Below are 18,582 nucleotides of genomic sequence, written 5' to 3' on the forward strand. Positions count from 1 at the left end.
GGTCCGTCGGTCGGTCCGTCGATGCCCTCCCGAAAACATGCAGATCTGCGCGTTCCGCGTCGAGAACATGCACTCGCGAGGCGTGTCGCACGGAACTGCATGTTTTCGGGAGGGGCGAGGGGGTCGGGAGGGGCGAGGGCCGCCGAGACGAGGCCGAAGAGGGGGCGGATGCCCCTGAGCTGCGTCGCCCAGAGGCATCCGCCCGCCCCTCACACCATGGACAGCTCGCGCTTCGCCGCCTCGAGCCGGCCGAGCCGCTGCCACGTGTCGACGACCGTGTCGGGGTTGAGCGAGATCGACGAGATGCCCTGGGCCATGAGCCACTCGGCGAAGTCGGGATGGTCGCTCGGGCCCTGGCCGCAGATGCCGACGTACTTGCCGCGCGAGACGCACGCCTCGATCGCCATGCTCAGCAGCTTCAGTACCGCGGGGTCGCGCTCGTCGAAGACGCGCGACATCTCGGCCGAGTCGCGGTCGACGCCGAGGGTGAGCTGGGTGAGGTCGTTCGAGCCGATCGAGAAGCCGTCGAAGTGGTTGAGGAACTCGTGGGCGAGCACCGCGTTGCTCGGCACCTCGCACATCATGACGACCTGGAGGCCGTTCTCGCCGCGGACCAGTCCGTTCTCCGCGAGGGCGGCGATGACGCCCTCGGCCTCGGCGATGGTGCGCACGAACGGGATCATCAGCTTGATGTTCGTCAGCCCCATCTCGTCGCGGGCGAACTTCAGGGCCTCGCACTCGAGGTCGAAGCACTCGCGGAAGCTCGGCGCGACGTAGCGAGAGGCGCCGCGGAAGCCGATCATCGGGTTCTCCTCGTCGGGCTCGTAGCGCTCGCCGCCGATGAGGTTCGCGTACTCGTTCGACTTGAAGTCCGACATGCGCACGATCACCGGGTTCGGCGCGAACGCGGCCGCGAGCGTCGAGACGCCCTCGGCGATGCGCTTGACGAAGAAGTCGCGCGCGCCCGAGTAGGGGGCGATGCGCTGGCGGATCTCCTTCGCGACCTCCGGCGCCTGGTCGTCGACGTCGAGCAGCGCCCGCGGGTGGATGCCGATCTGCCGGTTGATGATGAACTCGAGGCGCGCGAGGCCGATGCCGTCGTTCGGCGTCTGGGCGAAGTTGAACGCCTGCTCCGGGGTGCCGACGTTCATCATCACCGCGGTCGGGATCTCCGGCAGGTCGCCCATGTCGCTGTACTCGACCTGGAAGTCGAGCACGCCGTCGTACACGTACCCGGTCTCGCCCTCGCCGCACGAGACGGTGACCTGCTGGCCGTCGACGAGCAACTGGGTGGCATTGCCGGTGCCGACGACCGCCGGCACGCCGAGCTCGCGGGCGATGATCGCCGCGTGGCAGGTGCGCCCGCCGCGGTTGGTGACGATGGCGGATGCCGTCTTCATGACCGGCTCCCAATCGGGATCGGTCATGTCGGCGACCAGCACGTCGCCCGGCTGGAACTCGTGCATCTGCTCGACCGAGGTGAGCACGCGCGCCGCGCCGGTGCCGATCTTGTGGCCGATCGCCCGCCCCTCGGCGACGACCGGGCCGCGCTCGGTCAGGCTGAACCGCTCGGTGCGGCCGGTGCGGCGGGCGACCACGGTCTCGGGGCGCGCCTGCACGATGTAGAGCTTCCCATCGACGCCGTCCTTCGCCCACTCGATGTCCATGGGGCGGCCGTAGTGCTGCTCGATCGACACGGCGTAGCGGGCGAGCTGCTCGATCTCGGCGTCGGTGAGGCTGAAGCGGCGCGCCTCGGGCTTGGTCACCGGCACGAAGTCGACCGTGCGGCCGACGTGCTGCGACTTCGTGTAGACCATCTTCGTGGCCTTCTCGCCGACGGTGCGCTTCAAGATGGCGGGGCGGCCGGCGTTCAGCGCCGGCTTGTAGACGACGAACTCGTCGGGGTTCACCGCACCCTGCACGACGCCCTCGCCGAGTCCATAGGCCGACGTGATGAGCACCGCGTTCTGGAAGCCCGACTCGGTGTCGATGGTGAACATGACGCCCGACGAGGCGAGGTCGCTGCGCACCATCCGCTGGATGCCGACCGACAGGGCGACGTCGAGGTGCGCGAAGCCGTGGTGCACGCGGTACGAGATCGCGCGGTCGTTGTAGAGGGAGGCGAACACCTCGTGCACGGCGCGGAGGATCTGGTCGATGCCGCGGATGTTGAGGAACGTCTCCTGCTGGCCCGCGAAGGAGGCGTCGGGGAGGTCCTCGGCGGTGGCGCTCGAGCGCACGGCCCAGGACACGGGGTCGTCGGGGTCCTCGCCCTCGGTGAGTTGCGCGTAGGCGTCGCGGATCTCCTGCTCGAGTTCGGCGGGCAGCGGCGTCTCGATGATGTCGGTGCGGATGCTGCGGCCGGCGCGCGCCAGCGCCAGCGTGTCGGAGCTGTCGAGCTCGAGCAGCGTGGCGGCGATGCGGTCCTCGAGGCCGGTCTGGCCGAGGAAGGCGCGGAAGGCGTCGGCCGTCGTGGCGAAGCCGCCGGGCACGTTGACGCCCGCGGCGCCGAGGTTGTGGATCAGCTCGCCGAGTGAGGCGTTCTTGCCGCCCACCCGTCCGATGTCGTCCATTCCGAGTTCGGAGAGCCAGAGGATGTTGGCCACGGTGGGTGTCCCTTCATGAGGTGGCAGGCACCGGGGGTGTCCGGTCAGTCGAGATTGGCTCATCTCGGGGTGGTTTCGGTGACGGATGCCCCTGAAAGAATCGCCGTTCTTGACTGTGAACCGTTGAAATCACTCTCTTGCCGCGCGCCGAGTACTGAGAACCGCTCGATGTTTCGTGCGCATGTCGGCTGGCTGGGCGTTCGCCGGGCTCGCCCGGCCGTTCCCGCCCGGCGGCGCCCGCTCCAGGTCCCACCGGGCGTCGCCCGCTCCAGGTCCCACCCGAAAACATGCAGATCTGCGCGTTCCGCCGCGAAAGCATGCAGACACGCCGCGTTTCGCACGCGGTTGCATGTTTCTGGGAGAAGCGCGGCGCGGGTCCGGCCGCCGCCGCGATCGTCGTCGCTCGCCGGCCCTCTCCCGAAAACATGCAGATCTGCGCGTTCCGCTGCGAAAGCATGCAGACACGCCGCGTTTCGCACGCGATTGCATGTTCTCGGGAGAGGGCGCTGGTCGGGAACGGTGGCGGTGGGCGATGTGTGTGGGCGCAGGCACGACACCGGGTGGAGGCGGGCGGTGTCGGGCGCGGGAGCGCGAGCGGGAGGAGGCGCGCCCTACGCCAGCAGCGGCTCCAGCCGCGAGGCGGTCTCGCGCAGCACCGCGAGCAGGGGTTCGGGCGAGGCAGCGCGGGCGGGCGTGGTCGCGAGCGCGATGCCGGCGACGAGCGCGCCCCGGTCGTCGCGGATCGGCACGGCCAGGCACGCGCGCCCGGGCACGATCGGCGACGACATCGACACGAAGGCAGCGGATGCATCGAGCAGCAGCCCGCCCAGCGCCGAGACGTGGGGGTCGCGCGAGATGCGCACCTCGTCGCTCAGGGCGAAGTCGGGGTCGGCGTCGACGATCTGCAGGATCCCGCCGTCGTAGCGCACGAGGTGCACGCCCGCGCGCACCCGTCCGCGGAGGTCGTCGACCACCTGGCGCACCGCGCGCGGCGGCGGCGCGGTCGGCACGAGCGTCGCGAGCTGCGTCACCTTGCTGCCGAGCGCGAACCCCGACAGGTCGGGCAGCCGCACGAGGTACTCCTCCTGCACGAGCAGGTTGAGCAGGCGGTACGCGGTCGCCCGCGGCATCCCGAGGCTCGTCGAGACCTGCTGCGCGGTGACGCCGGGCCCGAGCCGCGCGACCTCCTCGAGCACGTGCAGCGCGTGCTGGATCGCCTTCGGCTGCCGGGCCCGCAGTTCGACCCCGCTCGCGGGCGGTGGCGGGTGAGCGGATGCCTCAGGCGAGCCGCCTCCTGAAAACTGCCCGCCCGTTCCTGAAAAGTGCCCGTCTCGCGGCGGGTGAGCGGATGCCTCCGGCGAGCCGCCTCCTGAAAACTGCCCGCCGGTTCCAGAAAAGTGCCCGTCCCGCGGCGGGTGAGCGGATGCCTCCGGCTGCCCGCCTCCTGAATACTGCGCGCCCGTTCCTGAAAAGCGCCCGTCGGCGGGCTGCGCGAGCCCACGGGCATCCGCTCGCTCGTCAGGGCTCGCCACGGCGCCCGCCCCACACGTCGGCGATCGTCGGCACGTCGTAGACGCCCCGGATGCGCGGGTGCCGGAACGCGAACACCGTCCGCACGGCGGCGAGCACGATGGTCACGCCGAGGATCCCGACCATCAGCCACACCGCACCCGACCGCGCGCCGGTCGCCTCGACCACGAGGTACGCGACGAGGATCGCGGCGACCCCGACGGCCCCCGAAACTGCGACCAGCGTCGAGCGCCAGCCCGACTCGCCGATGCGCCAGAGGAACACCGGCGAGGCGACGCTCACGAGGAAGTAGGCGACGAGGTATCCGGTCGCAGCCCCCAGCAGCAGCCACTGCATGGTCGGCCAGAGCGCCGCGCCGAGCAGCACGGAGACGACCGGCACCGCGACCACGATCGACATACCGAGGGCGACCGAGACGATCGGCGTGCCGGAGCGACGACGGGTGCGGCCGAGGGCACGCGGCAGGAGCCCCTCGCGGGCGAGGGCGAAGAGCACGCGGGTCATCGCGGTCGCCGACGCGATGAGGCAGGCGAAGAGCGAGGCGGCGATCGCGACCTCGAGCACGGCGCCGAGCCACGGCACGCCGAGCGAGGCGGTGACACCGTCGATGGGGAAGTACCCGCCGCCGCCGCGGAGATCGGCCGCGTCGATGCCGGTCAGCTGCGCGTATCCGGTGAGGAGGTACAGGCCGGTCGAGACGAACACGGTCCAGACGATCGCTCGCGGAATCGCGAGCAGGGGCCGCTTCGCCTCGCCGCCGAGGGTCGACGCCGACTCGAACCCGACGAACGCGGTCATCGCGATCGCGGTCGTGACGAGCAGCTCCGGCCCGGAGATCGCCGTCGGGTCGAACACCGCGAAGGTGCGGTTCGCCATCATCGGGGCATCCGTCGCCCACAGCACGCCGAGCAGCGCCACGGTGAGCACCGCGAGCAGGCCGACCGAGACGACCTCGACGATGAGCGTCACGCGGGCCGAGCGACGGATGCCGCGGACGAGGATGAACAGCGCGCCCGCGCCGAACACCAGCATCAGCGCGACGGCCAGCACGGGGGGCGCGGCGAACGACGGCCAGGTGAAGTCCACCAGCGACAGGGTCGTGTAGACGGTGCCGACGAGGGCGAACATGGCGACGAACCCGTAGCCGATGAGCTGCGCGACGCCGCCCACGAGCGCCGACGTCGAGCCGAGGCCGCGGGCGATGTACGCCGAGACGCCGCCGGGCGCGGCCATGCGCCGGCTGAACTGGGTGATGGCGGATGCCACGAGCAGCGTCACGCCCGCGGCGAGCAGCGTCGGCAGCAGCGACGCGGTTCCGGTGACCGAGGCGATGATCGCCGGGGTCGTGAGCGCGGCGCCGGTCGGCGCGACCGCCGAGACGGACTGGGCGAAGACCTCGACGGCGCCGACGCTGCGGCGGTCGAGGCCGGCGACGGGCGACTCGGCGTCGAGTCCGCGGACCGGTTCGGGGTTCGCGATCGCGCGTTCCAGGGCGGACATCGGCGGGCTCCTCGGGTGGTGCGGGCGGTGCAGTGGTGCGGCGGCGGTGCGGGCGACACGGATGCCTCGGGCAGGCGCCCGCGCGATCCCGCGCCGCGCCCGCGACCCTACCCCGCCCCCGTTTCCCGCGAGCACCCCTCGTGTTTCGGCCCCGTGTCGCCTGAATGAGACACCGCCCCGCGCCCGGTCCCAATTGGCGCCGACGAACTTTCACCCGCATCCGACACCCCTGCAACACACGAACGCGAGGCTGGCCTCCAGCCCTGCACCACTCCGCCCCCGTCGAAAGGGACTCCCCATGACCACCCAGGAAGGCTCGGCCCCCACGACCGAGACCACCGCGCCGAAGAAGCTGAGCGGATCGCTCGGCGTCGTCGCCATCGTCTTCATGGTCGTCGCCGCCGCGTCGCCGCTCACCGTCGTCGGCGGCTCGGTGCCGCTCGGCATCGCGTTCGGCAACGGCGTCGGCTTCCCGTCGCTGTTCGTGTTCTCCGGCATCGTGATGCTGCTGTTCTCGGTCGGCTTCGTCGCCATGACCCGGCACGTGCCGAAGCCCGGCGCGTTCTTCACCTACTCGGGGTACGGCCTCGGCCGCCCGATGGGCCTCGCCACCGCGTACCTCGCCTGGCTCACGTACACGACCGTGCAGGTCGCGGTGCACGCGTACGTCGGCACCATCATCGGCGCGTCGGTCGCCGGCCTCGGCGGCCCGGACATCCCGTGGTGGGTGTGGGCGCTCGCCGTCGTCGCGATCGTCGGCGTGCTCGGCTACCGTCACATCGACCTGAGCTCGAAGGTGCTCGGCGTGCTGCTCGTGCTCGAGGTCGGCATCGCGCTCGTCATGTCGCTCGCGGTCACGTTCACCGGCGGCGCCGAGGGCCTGTCGCTCGACACCTTCGCCCCGGCCGAGATCATCTCGGGCTCGCCCGGCGTCGGCCTCATGTTCGCGATCGCCGCGTTCATCGGCTTCGAGGCGACCGCGGTGTTCCGCGACGAGGCCCGCGAGCCGGGCCGCACGATCCCGCGCGCCACCTACGCTGCGGTCATCGCGATCACCCTGTTCTACGCCTTCGTCAGCTGGGCCGTCGTGATGGCGTGGGGCCCGTCGGAGGTCGTCGCCGCCGCGCAGGCCGACCCGGAGGGCCTCGTCATCGCGACCGCCGCCGCCTACCTCGGCCCGGTCGGCGAGATCGCGATCAACGTGCTGATCATCACCGGCATGTTCGCCTGCGTGCTCTCGTTCCACAACGTCGTCACCCGCTACCAGCTGTCGATGTCGAACGCGGGCGTGCTGCCCTCGAGCCTCGCGAACGTGCACCACAAGCACCTCTCGCCGCACACGTCGTCGCTCGTGCAGACCGGCACCGCCGCGGCACTGATCGCGCTGTTCGCGATCCTCGGCATGGACCCGGTCGCGCAGGTCTTCACCTGGCTCGCCGGCATCGCGACGCTCGGCATCATCATCCTGATGTCGATCACGTCGGTCGCAGTCATCGCGTACTTCCTCCGTACGAAGAAGGACACCCGCGTCTGGAACACGATCATCGCCCCGGTGCTCGGCCTCGTCGGGCTCCTCTTCTCGGCCGGTGTGATCGTGGTCGGCTACCCGATGCTCGTGGGCGACTACGACGCGGCCGGCAACCCGATCTTCGGCGTCACGACCTGGATCTGCCTCGGCATCATCGTCGCCTTCCCGGTCTTCGGCTACCTGCAGGCGGTCTACCTGCGGAAGTCGAAGCCCGCCGTCTACCAGCGCATCACCGAGGCGATCGGCGCCGAGTAACAGCAGAGCGGATGCCCCGGGCGGGCAGCGGCGCTCAGCCCACGCCCGCCCGCGGCATCCGCCCCTCGTCCTCTCCCGAAAACATGCAGGATCGCCGCATCCGCACCGAACACATGCACCACCGAGGCGTGTCGCCCGCGATTGCATGTGTTCGGGAGGGGTGGCACACGGATGCCGCGGGGTCCGTTCCTCACACCCGGACCCCGCGGCACCCGCCCACGCAGCAGACTTCACGAACCACCGCCCCCGAAGGAGCACCCCATGACCATCACCGAACACGGACTCCACGGCCACGCGCACGCCTCGGCGGACGCCGGCACGCCGCATCCGCTCGCCGACCTGAGCGCAGCCGAGATCACCCGCGTGCGCGAGCTGCTGATCGCCGAGCTCGCCCTCGCCGCCTCGACCCGCTTCGCCTACGTCGGCCTCGAGGAGCCGCACAAGCGCGAGGTGCTCGCGTGGGAGGCCGGCGGGCCGCTGCCCGAGCGTCGCGCCCGCGTGATGCTGCTCGACCTGGCCGACGGCAAGTCGACCGACCTGCTCGTGTCGCTCACGAACGGCACGATTCTGCAGACGGTCGTGCTCGACGGGTCGGAGGGGCAGCTGCCCATCCTCGTCGAGGAGTTCGAGATGGTGGGCGACATCGTGGCGGAGGATCCGCGCTGGCACGAGGCGCTCGCCGCGCGCGGCACGAGCCACGACCAGGTGGTGTGCGTGCCGCTGTCGGCGGGGCACTACGGGTACGAGGAGGAGGAGGGCACGCGGATGCTGCGCGTCTTCGCCTTCCGCATGGACCACCCGAAGGACCACCCGTGGGCGCACCCGGTCGACGGGCTGGCCGCGTACATCGACGTGATCAACCGCAAGATCACGCGCCTGATCGACACCGAGCCGTACCCGGTGCCCGCCGAGCACGGCAACTTCGACGACCCCGAGCTGCAGGGCCCGCCGATGGAGTCGCTGAAGCCGATCGTCATCACGCAGCCCGAGGGCCCGAGCTTCGACGTCGACGGCGACGAGGTGTCGTGGGCGAACTGGAAGTTCCAGATCGGGTTCGACCCGCGCGAGGGGCTCATCCTGCGGCGCCTGCGCATCATCGACGGCGAGGAGGAGCGTCCGGTGATCTACCGGGCGAGCGTGTCGGAGATGCTCGTGCCCTACGGCGACCCGCAGGCCACGCGCTTCTGGCAGAACTACTTCGACACGGGGGAGTACCTGTTCGGGCGATTCACGAACTCGCTGCAGCTCGGCTGCGACTGCCTCGGCGAGATCACGTACTTCGATGCGACGTTCGCGGATGAGCTCGGCAACCCGACGACCATCCAGAACGGCATCTGCATGCACGAGGAGGACTACGGCACGCTGTGGAAGCACAGCGACATGTTCACCGAGTCCGACGAGGTGCGCCGCGCTCGCCGCCTGGTGATCAGCTTCTTCACCACGGTCGGCAACTACGACTACGGCTTCTACTGGTACCTCTACCTCGACGGCACCATCGAGTGCGAGGCGAAGCTCACGGGCATCCTCTTCACCTCTGCCTACCCGGAGGAGGGCTACCCGTACGCCACGCAGGTCGCTCCGGGCCTCGGCGGGCCGAACCACCAGCACCTGTTCAACTTCCGCCTCGACATGATGGTCGACGGCCTGGCGAATGCGGTCGACGAGGTCGACGCGGTGCGGGTGCCGATCGGCCCGGGCAACGAGCACGGCAACGGATTCACCTTCTCGCGCACTCGGTTGCAGACTGAAGCGGATGCCGCGCGCGACGCGGACGGCTCGGTCGGACGCGCCTGGCACATCGTCAACACCGAGAAGACGAACCGCCTCGGCCAGCCCACCGGATACGTGCTGCACCCGACGCCCACGCCGACGCTGCTCGCCGACCCGTCGTCGTCGATCGCCTCGCGCGCCGAGTTCGCGACGAAGCACCTGTTCGTCACGCAGTACGACCCGGCCGAGAAGTACGCCGCGGGCGACTACGTGCACCAGAACCCGGGCGGTGACGGCCTCACCAAGTACCGCGCGGGCGACCGCTCGATCGACGGCGAGGACATCGTGCTCTGGCACACCTTCGGCCCGACGCACTTCCCGCGCCCGGAGGACTGGCCCGTCATGCCCGTCGACCACGCCAAGTTCACGCTGAAGCCGTACGGCTTCTTCGACCGCAACCCGGTGCTGAACGTGCCGGCGACGACCGCGCACGGCACGGGATCGCACGCGACCGGTTCGCACGCGGGGTGCGCGCACTGCGCGGGCGACGCGGGCGCGGCGTGCAGCTGCGGGCACTGACCCCGGTCTCGCTGGGTCTGGCGCTCCTCAGGAACGGTATTCAGGAACGGATGCCCCGATGACCGAGCTGCTCCACGCCGGCATGGTGATCCCCGCCTCGATCGGCGTCTGCTGCTCCGTCGGCACCGGCGCCTGGTCGACCCCCGCTGCGGGGTCGTCCGGGCGCCGGCGTGCTGTGCTTGTGGCCGTGCCGGGGCGCGTGCTCGCCGTGCTGGCGTCGCTGCTCATGCTGGGCGCGATGGTCGACATGGCGTTCTTCGCCGGGGCCGTGCCTGGGTGGGCCGGGCGGTCGGTGGTGTGGGCGGCTTCGATGGTGGTCGTGGCGATCGCGGTGGTGGCGGTGGCTCGCGCTTCCGTGGGTGTCACGCAGGTCGACCTGCACCGCGCGCTCGGCCTCGTGGTGACGGCCGCGCTGGTCGTGGCGCTGCACGCCGGCGCCGCTGGTTCCGGGGCCGCTGCCTCGGGCGCCCACGCGGGCCACGAGGCCACGTCCTTCGCACCGGTCATCGTGGCTGGCGCGGTCGCCTTCGCGGCCTACAGCGCGTTGCACGCCGTGCGTGCGCACCGCCTCGGCGCTCGAGTCCGAGCGCTCGACGCAGTGGCCATGTCCGCCATGACGCTCGCAATGCTCATCGTGTCGATCCCGGCGAGCTGATCGCGCGTTCCCCGACGACGGGTCAGGAGAGCAGGCGTTCCACCGCAGCGCGCAGAAGCGGGATGTCCTGTCGAGCAGTCGTCAGCACGATTGCGTGCGAGGTGTCGAAGTAGCGGTGCGCCAGTTGGTCGCGCATTCGCGCGATCTCCGCCCATGGGATGTCAGGCTCCGCACCAGTGACTGACGGGTCGAGGTCCTTGATGGCCTCGCCGATCTCGACGAGACGCATTCGCATCGCGTCGAACACCAGTCCGTCGTCGCTGGGGAGCACGAGGTACTGCTCGATCGCCGAGCAGGCGACGAGGATGTCCTGCAGGCGCTCCCTCGACGACCGGCTCACACGGGGGTCGCTTCGCGAAGCACGTCGGCGGCGATGTCGACCTTCAGGCTGTCAGCCGGCACGATGTCGACCGGCGCGTCGAGGATGCCTTCGGCGGTGCTCCGCATCCGGCCGAGGTCGAACAATCCGACCGCTTCGGTCAGATCGACGAGCAGGTCGATGTCGCTGGTCGCGGTCTCGTCCCCGCGGGCCACACTCCCGAACACGCGGACGTTCGACGCCCCGAGCCGCTCGAGTGCTGCCAGGAGTTCCTCCCGATTCGCGTTGAGGCGCGCCCGCAACGGGCCAAGTCTGGTCGCTGTACCCGTCCCGCTCGTGAGGCGTTCCGCGGTGGCGTTCACGCCCGCCTCGAGTTCGGTCCGGTGCGTCTCGATGAATTCTCGGACCGCTGCCGACACGACATCCTTCTTCGTTCGCCCGAGTACATGCGCAGCGTCCGACACGAGCCGGTCGATCGCCGGATCGATCTTGATCGGGGTGAACGTCGTCATGGAAGCCTCCGATGCCAGAGTACCATCTGGTACCGATCGAACGACTAGGCGGTGCCAACGAGTGTGCCGAGCGCGAGGCCCACCGCAACCACGAGCGCAGCGACCGCAGCCGCCATCACCACCCCGCCCCACGCCATCCGGCGTCGCCGCGCACGCCCAACCTCCCGGCGCAGCCGCTCGAACGCGTCGTGATCCGCCTCCACGACCCCGCCGCTCTGTCCCCACGTCGACGGCAGGGCAGCGGATGCCACGAGCCGCCCCACCTCCTCAGGCGCGAGCACCCCGGGCCGCCGCCGCAGCCACCGCACCAGCACATCCGCCGGCAGCACGACCACCCGCGGCGGACGCTCGCGCACGGTCAGCCGCCGGGCGCCGACGATCGCGAGCACAGGCGTCGCTTCCAGGGGCATCCGTGTCGCCGTCGACAGCAGTTTCGCGGTGCGGTTCGCCTCGTGCTCGGCATTGCGCAGGTGGTCGGTGCGCTGCCCGTTGACGAGGATGCGGCGCGCGCCCACCCACACCGACGCGCCGCGGTGGTGCTTCGTGTTGATCGTGAACACCCCGCCCGGCCCGATCGCGACGTGGTCGAGGTCGCTGCCCGCAGTGCCGACCGGCACCGAGTGCAGCACGTGCCACCCGTCGCCGAGCCGCTCCAGCCGCCGCGCGACCTCGAGCTCGCCGAGCGCTCCGACGTACCAGGGCTCCGCCGCCCGCCCGACTGGCGAGACCCCGAAGAACCGCTGCACCGCCGTGTTCGGCGGCACGCTCGCCTGCTCGCGCAGGCATTCGGCGATGACGGATGCCGCGGGGCGGCGCTGCGCGAGCTCACCCACATCCACGAGTTCGCTCACAGAGGGCTCGCGTCACCGAGCGCGTCATGGTGACGCTGACTCCCACGGCGCGAGGAAGCGCGCCGGTCGCAGCTGACATTCCGCGGGGCCGTCCGACGTGAGCCGTGGACTCCATGTCGATTCTCAAACTGTTGCCCGGCAGCGTTTCGGTGCTCGGAAAGAGTCGCCGAGGTTCCTCCAACAGACGCGCAACGATGTCACGTGTCGGGCGACACATCAGCATTCACCGACTGGGGCGGATCGAGCCAGTAGTCGATCGCGACGTTCAGCTCTCGCCGGACATCCACCAGAGAAAGGTCGGTCCTCAGAGTGGTGAGCTGACCAGACTCGCCACGTGACAAGTGCCCCGTGTCCCGCCGATCGGCGGGGAAGATAAGTACTCCGTTGAACCCACTGGCATCGAAAGCATTACGGAAATTCTCCGCATAGCCGAGCATCTTGTACTGCTCCTCACTAGGAGTGCGGTCCCCCGTTTGATAGCGCCACTTTGCATCGATAAGCATGGGGGACAAGTCTCCCGACGTGAGCGTCAGGTCGGGAATCCCTCGAAGCCTCTTGCCCGTGTCGTGGGCCCACTCCCCTTGCCCAAGAGGAAGCTGCGTCTGAAAGTAAACGGCCACTTCCCGATCGCTGCGGCGAACTGTCGCGACCGGTCGGGGCGATCCTCGGGTGTTCAGACTCCAGTCCGTTGGACCAACCCAACCAGCGTGTGTCAGCGTTTCCCGAACCATCTGAAGGGACCACACCTCGAACACCTTCTCCCAGTAGGTGTTGCTGGCCGGCAGCATCAAGTCGACCAAGGTGCTCGTGTCACTTGTTAGGCCCGGTGATAGTGCTACCCATTCATCGAACCATCTGAGGATTCCTTGGTAGGCCACGTCGTTGGCGGTCAGTCGCCGCGCTACGCGATACCGCGTACTGCTGATGTCCCTCGCTCGAACGCCTGCCACATTCACATCCCGAAACGCAGCGTACCCAGACAAGCGTTCTAGCTTCGCGCTATGCGTTCCGCTTAGTGCGGCCTCCGCGGTCGAACGCGGAAATGGATGCGCGCGCAGTACGCGACAGACCGAGCGAATCAGGCCAAGCGTGAGGCGATTCTCGGGTGTGTCGTGCACTACTCGACTGACCAGGACCGGGAAAGATCGACGCGTGTTGCCCTCGAGCCTCCTTCTCGTATACAGCGGAACATGCAATGCGCCGACCAGTTCGCGCTCCTCACGAACCTCACGTCTTCTGGTTCGCGAGGGCAGCTTGGCCACCGCCTCCACGGCGCTGATCAGCGCGGGTGTCGCCGCTAGAAGACGTCGAAACGTGAACTCGACGTGGTAAGCGCGGAGCCCATCAACCGTCTCGACGCGATGCGCCGGCGCAGACATCGCACCCAGTTCAACGGACTGGTCAGATGGCTTAGTCGCCAGTAGGGGCAAACACTGCTCCAGGACGGTCGCCTTGAGCTGCTCGAGGCTCATGCGATGTACGACAGGCCCGCTGTCTCAACTCTTCGGAGCTCGCGTGCGAAGAGCGGGAACGCAGAACTCACCTCTGTAGCAAAGACAGCCAATTTCTCTGGTTGTTCGAAGTCAGTCTCGAACAGGGGGGCGATCTTCACTGAGGCCGCCCAGTCGAGACTTGCGTGCCACGAACTGCTGGGATTGTTTGATCGGTAGATCGCGGCGAGCCTACATGCCTCCAGGATCGGGGCAGTACCCACCGGCACGTAGGGGAACTTGCTCTCGGTGTTGGCGTACCGGGCCTTGGCCAACTCGCCAAATAGCTTCCCGAGGGCGTCGTCCAGAGCGGCGACATCCTCTCCCTCGGGTTTGACCAAGGATCGCGCTGCAAGATACTCCCGCGATGCAAGCGAGTCTCCGTGCCGCCAGGTCTCGGTTTCCGCGAGCGGTGGAGGTACGTCAAGGGTAATGAAGGTGAACCGGCGCCGGATGCCCATGCTTAGCGAGTTAACGAACTGCTTGTCTACCGAGTTCATTGTTGCGAGGATGCGAAAGCGCGCGGGCACGGTGAGCAGAGGGCTAGCCGGCTCGTACCTGAGCGGCATGGAACCATTGTCGATGCCGCCGCCTCCCAGCACAGTGAATAGCTCTCCGAATGCACGGTCTGGCTCGCAGCGATTCAACTCGTCCAAGATCAGCCAACGAGCCTGATGCGGGTTCACCTGCTCGTCATCGAGATTCCGCGCGACGAATCCGGCGCAATCGATTGCCGCACGAGTGAAATGACCGTGCCGGGGCACCAGCCTCTCTGCGCCACTCGCATCGACAACGAGCTCATGCCCGCCGACTGTGTCATACGTGGTCCAGTCCTCGCGCGCGGTCGCAACCGTCGCCTGAGCGCCGAATGCGGTCGCCAATGCACTAGCAAGCGATGTCTTCCCAGTTCCCGGGGGGCCTTGGAGGACGAGGTTTCCGGCAATGATCGCCGCCACGCACTGCATGAGGGTGGCATCCGATACGACCAGGTCCTGGGCGGCAGCCCTAATGCGCTCCACGATGTCTGAGGGAGTTTCGATGGGGTAAGGCGCGACTTCGGCTGTACGATCGATCGCGGACCAGAACTCGTCTGGAGGAATCGTACCTTGGCTAACGAGTCCCGCGTCGCTAAGGTCAGGCATCACTCACCTCATCTGAAAAGTACGGAATGACATACTCCAGGTCGATGAGCGGCTTCGACCTCGCAAGCGAGAGATCCACACCGCCGGAGTCGTTTCGAATCTTGTCGCGCACTCGGTACGTCCACTCTCGGTCGTGGCTGAGAACAAGCCGCTGATTGCGGCTCAGGCGGCAAAGCAAGGACAGGTCCCCTCGCACGCCGCCATGAGTTCGCTCGTAGTGAACCTGCTCAGTCAGGACGCTCACGCTCTCGTCGCCGAACAGCACCTCTGGTAGCTCAGCTGCGAGTGCAGAACGCGCTTGCCCGATCGGCGGCACCGCAGCTCCGAGGTACTCGAAGTAATCAACTTCATCGGTGAATCCTGGGACGGAAGCAAGCCGATCGATGAACTGCCCAGTCGGTGCGCAATCGTCGGACGGATTCAGTGCCGCCCGGGTGCCTGTTACTAGTCTTAGCATCTCGCGGTAGCTTGCTCGGACAACGTCCCTTCTGGAAGGCTCACCACTATAGGGCGAGACCTCGCGTTCTGATGCAAGAGTGAGTCCGGCAAGGCCTACATGGTTCAGGATCTGATTCATGGAGTTGTACGCAGCGCCCTTGATGTCGGGAAGCTCTCGCAACGCCGGGTACGATTCTGGCTTCACCCGGCTTGAAGACACTAGCTCCACGGCAGTGCGGGCCCCATGGGTGGTCGTAACCGCAGAAATGACCTGCAAGAGCTCAGCGAACCAGAGGTAGTCATCCAGCTCGCAGAGCGCAGTCATCAGGAAGCCATAGATGGGGAAACCCACCTCTTCGTTGGCAGTGCGCCTCGATCTTGGCGGACCCGCAAGCGGGAATCTTGCTAGCAGGCTCAAACCAACCCACGCAAAGGTCTCTTCGTCGCCCGAGAGCCCCGCTTCAATTAGCTGTCGACCCCCGGGCGTAATGTTTATGAGATCAGAGCCAGACTCGACGTATAGCAGCCCGAACTCCTCGAACGAGGACTTCCGGCTCTCCACCGCGTGCGGCGTCATCCGGTTGGTCGCGGATTCACCCCATTGTGCCTTCACCTTGTTGTACGACTGGTTCTCCTCGAACGAGAGAAGGAGGTCCCACGTCAGCTTGGGCTTGGGTCCGTCGAAAGGGTTCGGATAGCCATAGCTGGCTACTCTCCAGTAGTTCAATGTGCAACCTCCCCCGGCGCCAAGTATGTATCGGGTGTCCCGAGTTTGGACGCGTCAAGCATCGCCGCGTGGCCCGCTCTGAAAACTAGCACTCGGTCGAACAGAATGATTCCTCCTCGCCCCGCGCGAGGGAACTTCATGTAGTGACGTCGTACCCGATAAGCAAACGAATACTCAAGACCAAGATCGTGTGCCGCTGCCAAATCACACAGCGCGCTATGCAAGGGAATCCGACCAGTCGAAGTCGATGAGTTGCCAACCACCATCACGTATCGAGCGCCATCCCGGAGTGCAGCGCGCATGGATGCGAAATGCTGATCCATGGTAACGAAATATTCGATAGCGGCGGGCAGCCTGTGCGCCGGCAACTGGTCAAAGTCGATCGAGCTGACGGATGCGGGAGGGTTGTTGTTCGACGCTCTTACCTTGGCGCCAACTTGGCCCGCTCGGAGGCTATTGAATGCTGCACGTGACGGGATCCCGATTTCTTCGGCCAGCCAGAAGTGCTCGAGCATCAAGTTGTAAGGGTAGTCGACCGAATCCATGTACGGCGGACTGGTAATGGCGAGATCAAACGTGCCAGCATGCGTCGGAACTCTGAGGGCGTCACCGTCCTCCGGCACTGCGGCGAGCCCATTTGACCACGAAGCACTCTCTGCGTCCCTGAGGGCGCTCCTTGCACGGCGGACTGCAATGGCCCAGCCGTCTTGAACGGAGATAGGCGTCTTGGGGTTCGTGCCCGAGACGTAAGTCTTCTGCGACTGGTCGTCGGCTCTTGAAGTCGCCCGGAGTATCGAGCTGAACATCACAAGAAGAAATCGTCGTTCTTCAAGCGTTGCGTCCACTGCCAATATGCCTTGCTTGAGGCGTGACAACGCCGCCCAGTTCTCTCGGTCATACCAGTGCTCGAAGTTGGATACGCCTGATATTGGCGTGACCAATCGAGCGCTGGCAAACGAAGCCTTCAATTCCACTTCCCGGAGCAATTCTGAAAGCCTCGATAGTCCAGGCAGCGAGGTCTTCGCTCCGATGATGAGGCGAGAGAGTGGATTGAGCTCTAGCGACATGGACCGAATTCCAGCCGCAGATGCTTCAACTGCGGTTGTACCTGATCCGGCAAAAGGATCCAAGATCAGCGAGTCGGCATTGCCATACTGTGCGATGGCCCACCTCGGAAGCTGCGGAATGTACTTGGCGGGAAAACGGTGCAGACCGTGTGTGAGGCCGTTCGTCCGGTTCGTCAACGAGAGGGTGACGATCCCGCCGTCCTCACCTGGGTTGGGGTCAGGAAACTCGATGACCGTTTCGAGCGCGGGGTCGAGTGCTAGCGTCACCAGAGTTCCACCACGCTCTCCCGCATGTACTGAGAGAGCCCATCGAGGCGGAGCCTCTGCTGCGGGGCGACCGCTAGCGGTCGAACCACCGAAACGCGAACGTTGGAGAAGCCCACTCGTCGGCCAATCTCAGCGATGAGGGCGTCGGAGGGGACAATGACGCCTGCATATGCAGAGTTGCCTACTACCACGAATACCCTGCCACCCCTTGCCAAGAGACGCCGGCACTGTTCCAAGACCTTGCGCATGTCGTCGAAGTATCCAGCTAGGAGCCCAGGGACGCGAGTTCGCATTGCGTAGGAACTCTCGTCCATCAGCGCGATCAGACCGCTGAGTTCTTCGAGACTTGCGGATGGTTGAGTGAGGTCCGAGGCGAGGTGCGACCGCATTGAAGACTTTCTGAGCTTTCTTAGCTCCTCGTATGTCGAGACGAACCCACCGAACCACAACTCGACCTTGAGTGCTTCGAAGTAGTCGAAGCGGTTCGCATATGGCGGTGAGAACAGAATCGAGTCCATCTCCCCATGCAAGTTAGGAAGGACCTCGGCCGCGTTGCCAGTCTCGATGCGCTGCGGTGACCACGCTCCGCGATCGATTCGTCCTTCGTCCTCGAGCATGTCCTGTAGACGACGCGTGTACGTCTGTACTGCGAATGCGCGTTGATCATCTCCGAAACGGGCGCGCTGCCACTCACCTTCTGGTCTACGAACATACGAGATCGGGGCGCGCTTCATGTTGCGGTACTTGATGCCGTTGCCCTCTTTGAAGTAGCTGCCGACGGATTCAAGCGACGAAATCCACGCGAGCAAGAGATACCGATGCACCGCGTCGTCATCTACGTGGTCTTCGATTGTCCGACGAAGCTGCATCATCGCCGTCATGATGGTCGGCTCGAAGAGCTTGTGGGCGATGTTGAGCGCCGGTATTGGCCACTCTTCAGTGGCGAACCGCCCGCTTTGGATCAGTTCGATGTGCGCTCCGACCATGGCGATCTGTTCACGCGACAGTGGCGCAAGCTTGACACCCGCGACGAACGTGGCGAGGGGGTTGACATCGATGCCGGCGGAAGAGAGCCCTCGCTCAGCGGCGCCAACCATGACGGATCCGCTCCCAGCGAAAGGGTCAAGAATCCGATCGCCAAGACCGAGTACGTCGATCAGTTTAGGTGAGAATCCCTCCCTGTAGCGGTACCAGCGATGAACAGGAGCCGTGTTGTTCTGCTTCCAGTGGACGAGCGACGCGAGATCGGGCCGCATCGCAAACTCGACGCGTGAATCGAGTTCTCGCAACATCGATTCCTGGGTACGAAGGAGAGTGCTGGTCATAGGCCCGTCGCTAGCGTGTTGGTCTCGTTCGAACATCAAATCACGCGTCTCAGACATCGGCTGCCCGCACCGCCGCGGCTG

Annotated in this window: 14 protein-coding genes; 3 read left to right on the forward strand and 11 right to left on the reverse strand. The window is 66.9% G+C overall.

Annotation, left to right across the window (positions count from 1 at the left end):
• Positions 1-209 precede the first annotated feature (209 nt).
• The 3 genes from ppsA to QMG39_RS09740 all read right to left on the reverse strand — a co-directional run bounded on the left by ppsA (position 210) and on the right by QMG39_RS09740 (position 5,636).
• Positions 210-2,606 carry a phosphoenolpyruvate synthase gene (ppsA, locus tag QMG39_RS09730; protein ID WP_281884466.1) on the reverse strand — a complete coding sequence of 799 codons (2,397 nt, stop codon included), beginning with the start codon at positions 2,604-2,606 and terminating at the stop codon, positions 210-212.
• 611 nt (positions 2,607-3,217) lie between these two features.
• Positions 3,218-3,844, reverse strand: a complete 627-nt coding sequence (locus tag QMG39_RS09735; RefSeq protein WP_281887234.1) for a helix-turn-helix domain-containing protein — start codon at positions 3,842-3,844, stop codon at positions 3,218-3,220.
• 280 nt (positions 3,845-4,124) lie between these two features.
• Positions 4,125-5,636, reverse strand: coding sequence for an APC family permease (locus QMG39_RS09740; RefSeq protein ID WP_281884468.1), 1,512 nt, complete (start codon positions 5,634-5,636; stop codon positions 4,125-4,127).
• A gap of 298 nt (positions 5,637-5,934) precedes the next feature.
• Here QMG39_RS09740 and QMG39_RS09745 point away from each other — a divergent pair, with 298 nt between their 5' ends.
• The 3 genes from QMG39_RS09745 (at position 5,935) to QMG39_RS09755 (ending at position 10,363) form a co-directional block, all read left to right on the forward strand.
• Positions 5,935-7,419 (forward strand): APC family permease, encoded by a 1,485-nt coding sequence (locus QMG39_RS09745; RefSeq protein WP_281884470.1) that lies wholly within the window; start codon positions 5,935-5,937, stop codon positions 7,417-7,419.
• Between the two features lie 261 nt (positions 7,420-7,680).
• Positions 7,681-9,708 (forward strand): primary-amine oxidase, encoded by a 2,028-nt coding sequence (locus QMG39_RS09750; protein WP_281884472.1) that lies wholly within the window; start codon positions 7,681-7,683, stop codon positions 9,706-9,708.
• 58 nt (positions 9,709-9,766) lie between these two features.
• A complete protein-coding gene (locus tag QMG39_RS09755) occupies positions 9,767-10,363 on the forward strand; it encodes a hypothetical protein (protein ID WP_281884473.1) in 597 nt (198 codons plus the stop codon).
• 22 nt (positions 10,364-10,385) lie between these two features.
• Here QMG39_RS09755 and QMG39_RS09760 read toward each other — a convergent pair whose 3' ends face one another.
• The 8 genes from QMG39_RS09760 to QMG39_RS09795 all read right to left on the reverse strand — a co-directional run bounded on the left by QMG39_RS09760 (position 10,386) and on the right by QMG39_RS09795 (position 18,501).
• Entirely contained in the window at positions 10,386-10,703 is a 318-nt protein-coding gene (locus tag QMG39_RS09760; RefSeq protein ID WP_281884475.1) for a HepT-like ribonuclease domain-containing protein, read from the reverse strand.
• A complete protein-coding gene (locus QMG39_RS09765) occupies positions 10,700-11,194 on the reverse strand; it encodes a nucleotidyltransferase family protein (RefSeq protein ID WP_281884477.1) in 495 nt (164 codons plus the stop codon). The genes QMG39_RS09760 and QMG39_RS09765 overlap by 4 nt, the downstream gene beginning before the upstream one ends.
• Before the next feature lie 44 nt (positions 11,195-11,238).
• Positions 11,239-12,045: a nuclease-related domain-containing protein gene (locus QMG39_RS09770; protein WP_281884479.1), complete on the reverse strand. Its 807-nt coding sequence runs from the start codon at positions 12,043-12,045 to the stop codon at positions 11,239-11,241.
• A gap of 197 nt (positions 12,046-12,242) precedes the next feature.
• A complete protein-coding gene (locus QMG39_RS09775; protein ID WP_281884481.1) occupies positions 12,243-13,517 on the reverse strand; it encodes a hypothetical protein in 1,275 nt (424 codons plus the stop codon).
• Positions 13,514-14,677, reverse strand: a complete 1,164-nt coding sequence (locus QMG39_RS09780) for an AAA family ATPase (protein WP_281884483.1) — start codon at positions 14,675-14,677, stop codon at positions 13,514-13,516. The genes QMG39_RS09775 and QMG39_RS09780 overlap by 4 nt, the downstream gene beginning before the upstream one ends.
• On the reverse strand, positions 14,670-15,842 hold the full coding sequence (locus QMG39_RS09785) for a hypothetical protein (protein ID WP_281884484.1): 1,173 nt from the start codon (positions 15,840-15,842) through the stop codon (positions 14,670-14,672). The genes QMG39_RS09780 and QMG39_RS09785 overlap by 8 nt, the downstream gene beginning before the upstream one ends.
• The gene (locus tag QMG39_RS09790; protein WP_281884486.1) at positions 15,839-17,176 is read right to left on the reverse strand and encodes a DNA methyltransferase; all 1,338 of its coding nucleotides are present in this window, start codon (positions 17,174-17,176) and stop codon (positions 15,839-15,841) included. Before QMG39_RS09790 ends, QMG39_RS09785 begins: the two co-directional genes overlap by 4 nt.
• Positions 17,173-18,501 carry a hypothetical protein gene (locus tag QMG39_RS09795; protein ID WP_281884488.1) on the reverse strand — a complete coding sequence of 443 codons (1,329 nt, stop codon included), beginning with the start codon at positions 18,499-18,501 and terminating at the stop codon, positions 17,173-17,175. The genes QMG39_RS09790 and QMG39_RS09795 overlap by 4 nt, the downstream gene beginning before the upstream one ends.
• Positions 18,502-18,582: the final 81 nt, after the last annotated feature.

Source organism: Agromyces rhizosphaerae, assembly GCF_027925245.1.
Classification (GTDB): Bacteria; Actinomycetota; Actinomycetes; order Actinomycetales; family Microbacteriaceae; genus Agromyces; species Agromyces rhizosphaerae.

What these genes read in the sequence shown, in the direction of transcription:
- QMG39_RS09740 (WP_281884468.1), bottom strand. Translation starts at nt 5,636, where the DNA reads ATGTCCGCCCTGGAACGCGCGATCGCGAACCCCGAACCGGTCCGCGGA.
- QMG39_RS09745 (WP_281884470.1), top strand. Translation starts at nt 5,935, where the DNA reads ATGACCACCCAGGAAGGCTCGGCCCCCACGACCGAGACCACCGCGCCG.
- QMG39_RS09750 (WP_281884472.1), top strand. Translation starts at nt 7,681, where the DNA reads ATGACCATCACCGAACACGGACTCCACGGCCACGCGCACGCCTCGGCG.
- QMG39_RS09755 (WP_281884473.1), top strand. Translation starts at nt 9,767, where the DNA reads ATGACCGAGCTGCTCCACGCCGGCATGGTGATCCCCGCCTCGATCGGC.
- QMG39_RS09765 (WP_281884477.1), bottom strand. Translation starts at nt 11,194, where the DNA reads ATGACGACGTTCACCCCGATCAAGATCGATCCGGCGATCGACCGGCTC.
- QMG39_RS09775 (WP_281884481.1), bottom strand. Translation starts at nt 13,517, where the DNA reads ATGAGCCTCGAGCAGCTCAAGGCGACCGTCCTGGAGCAGTGTTTGCCC.
- QMG39_RS09780 (WP_281884483.1), bottom strand. Translation starts at nt 14,677, where the DNA reads ATGCCTGACCTTAGCGACGCGGGACTCGTTAGCCAAGGTACGATTCCT.
- QMG39_RS09795 (WP_281884488.1), bottom strand. Translation starts at nt 18,501, where the DNA reads ATGACCAGCACTCTCCTTCGTACCCAGGAATCGATGTTGCGAGAACTC.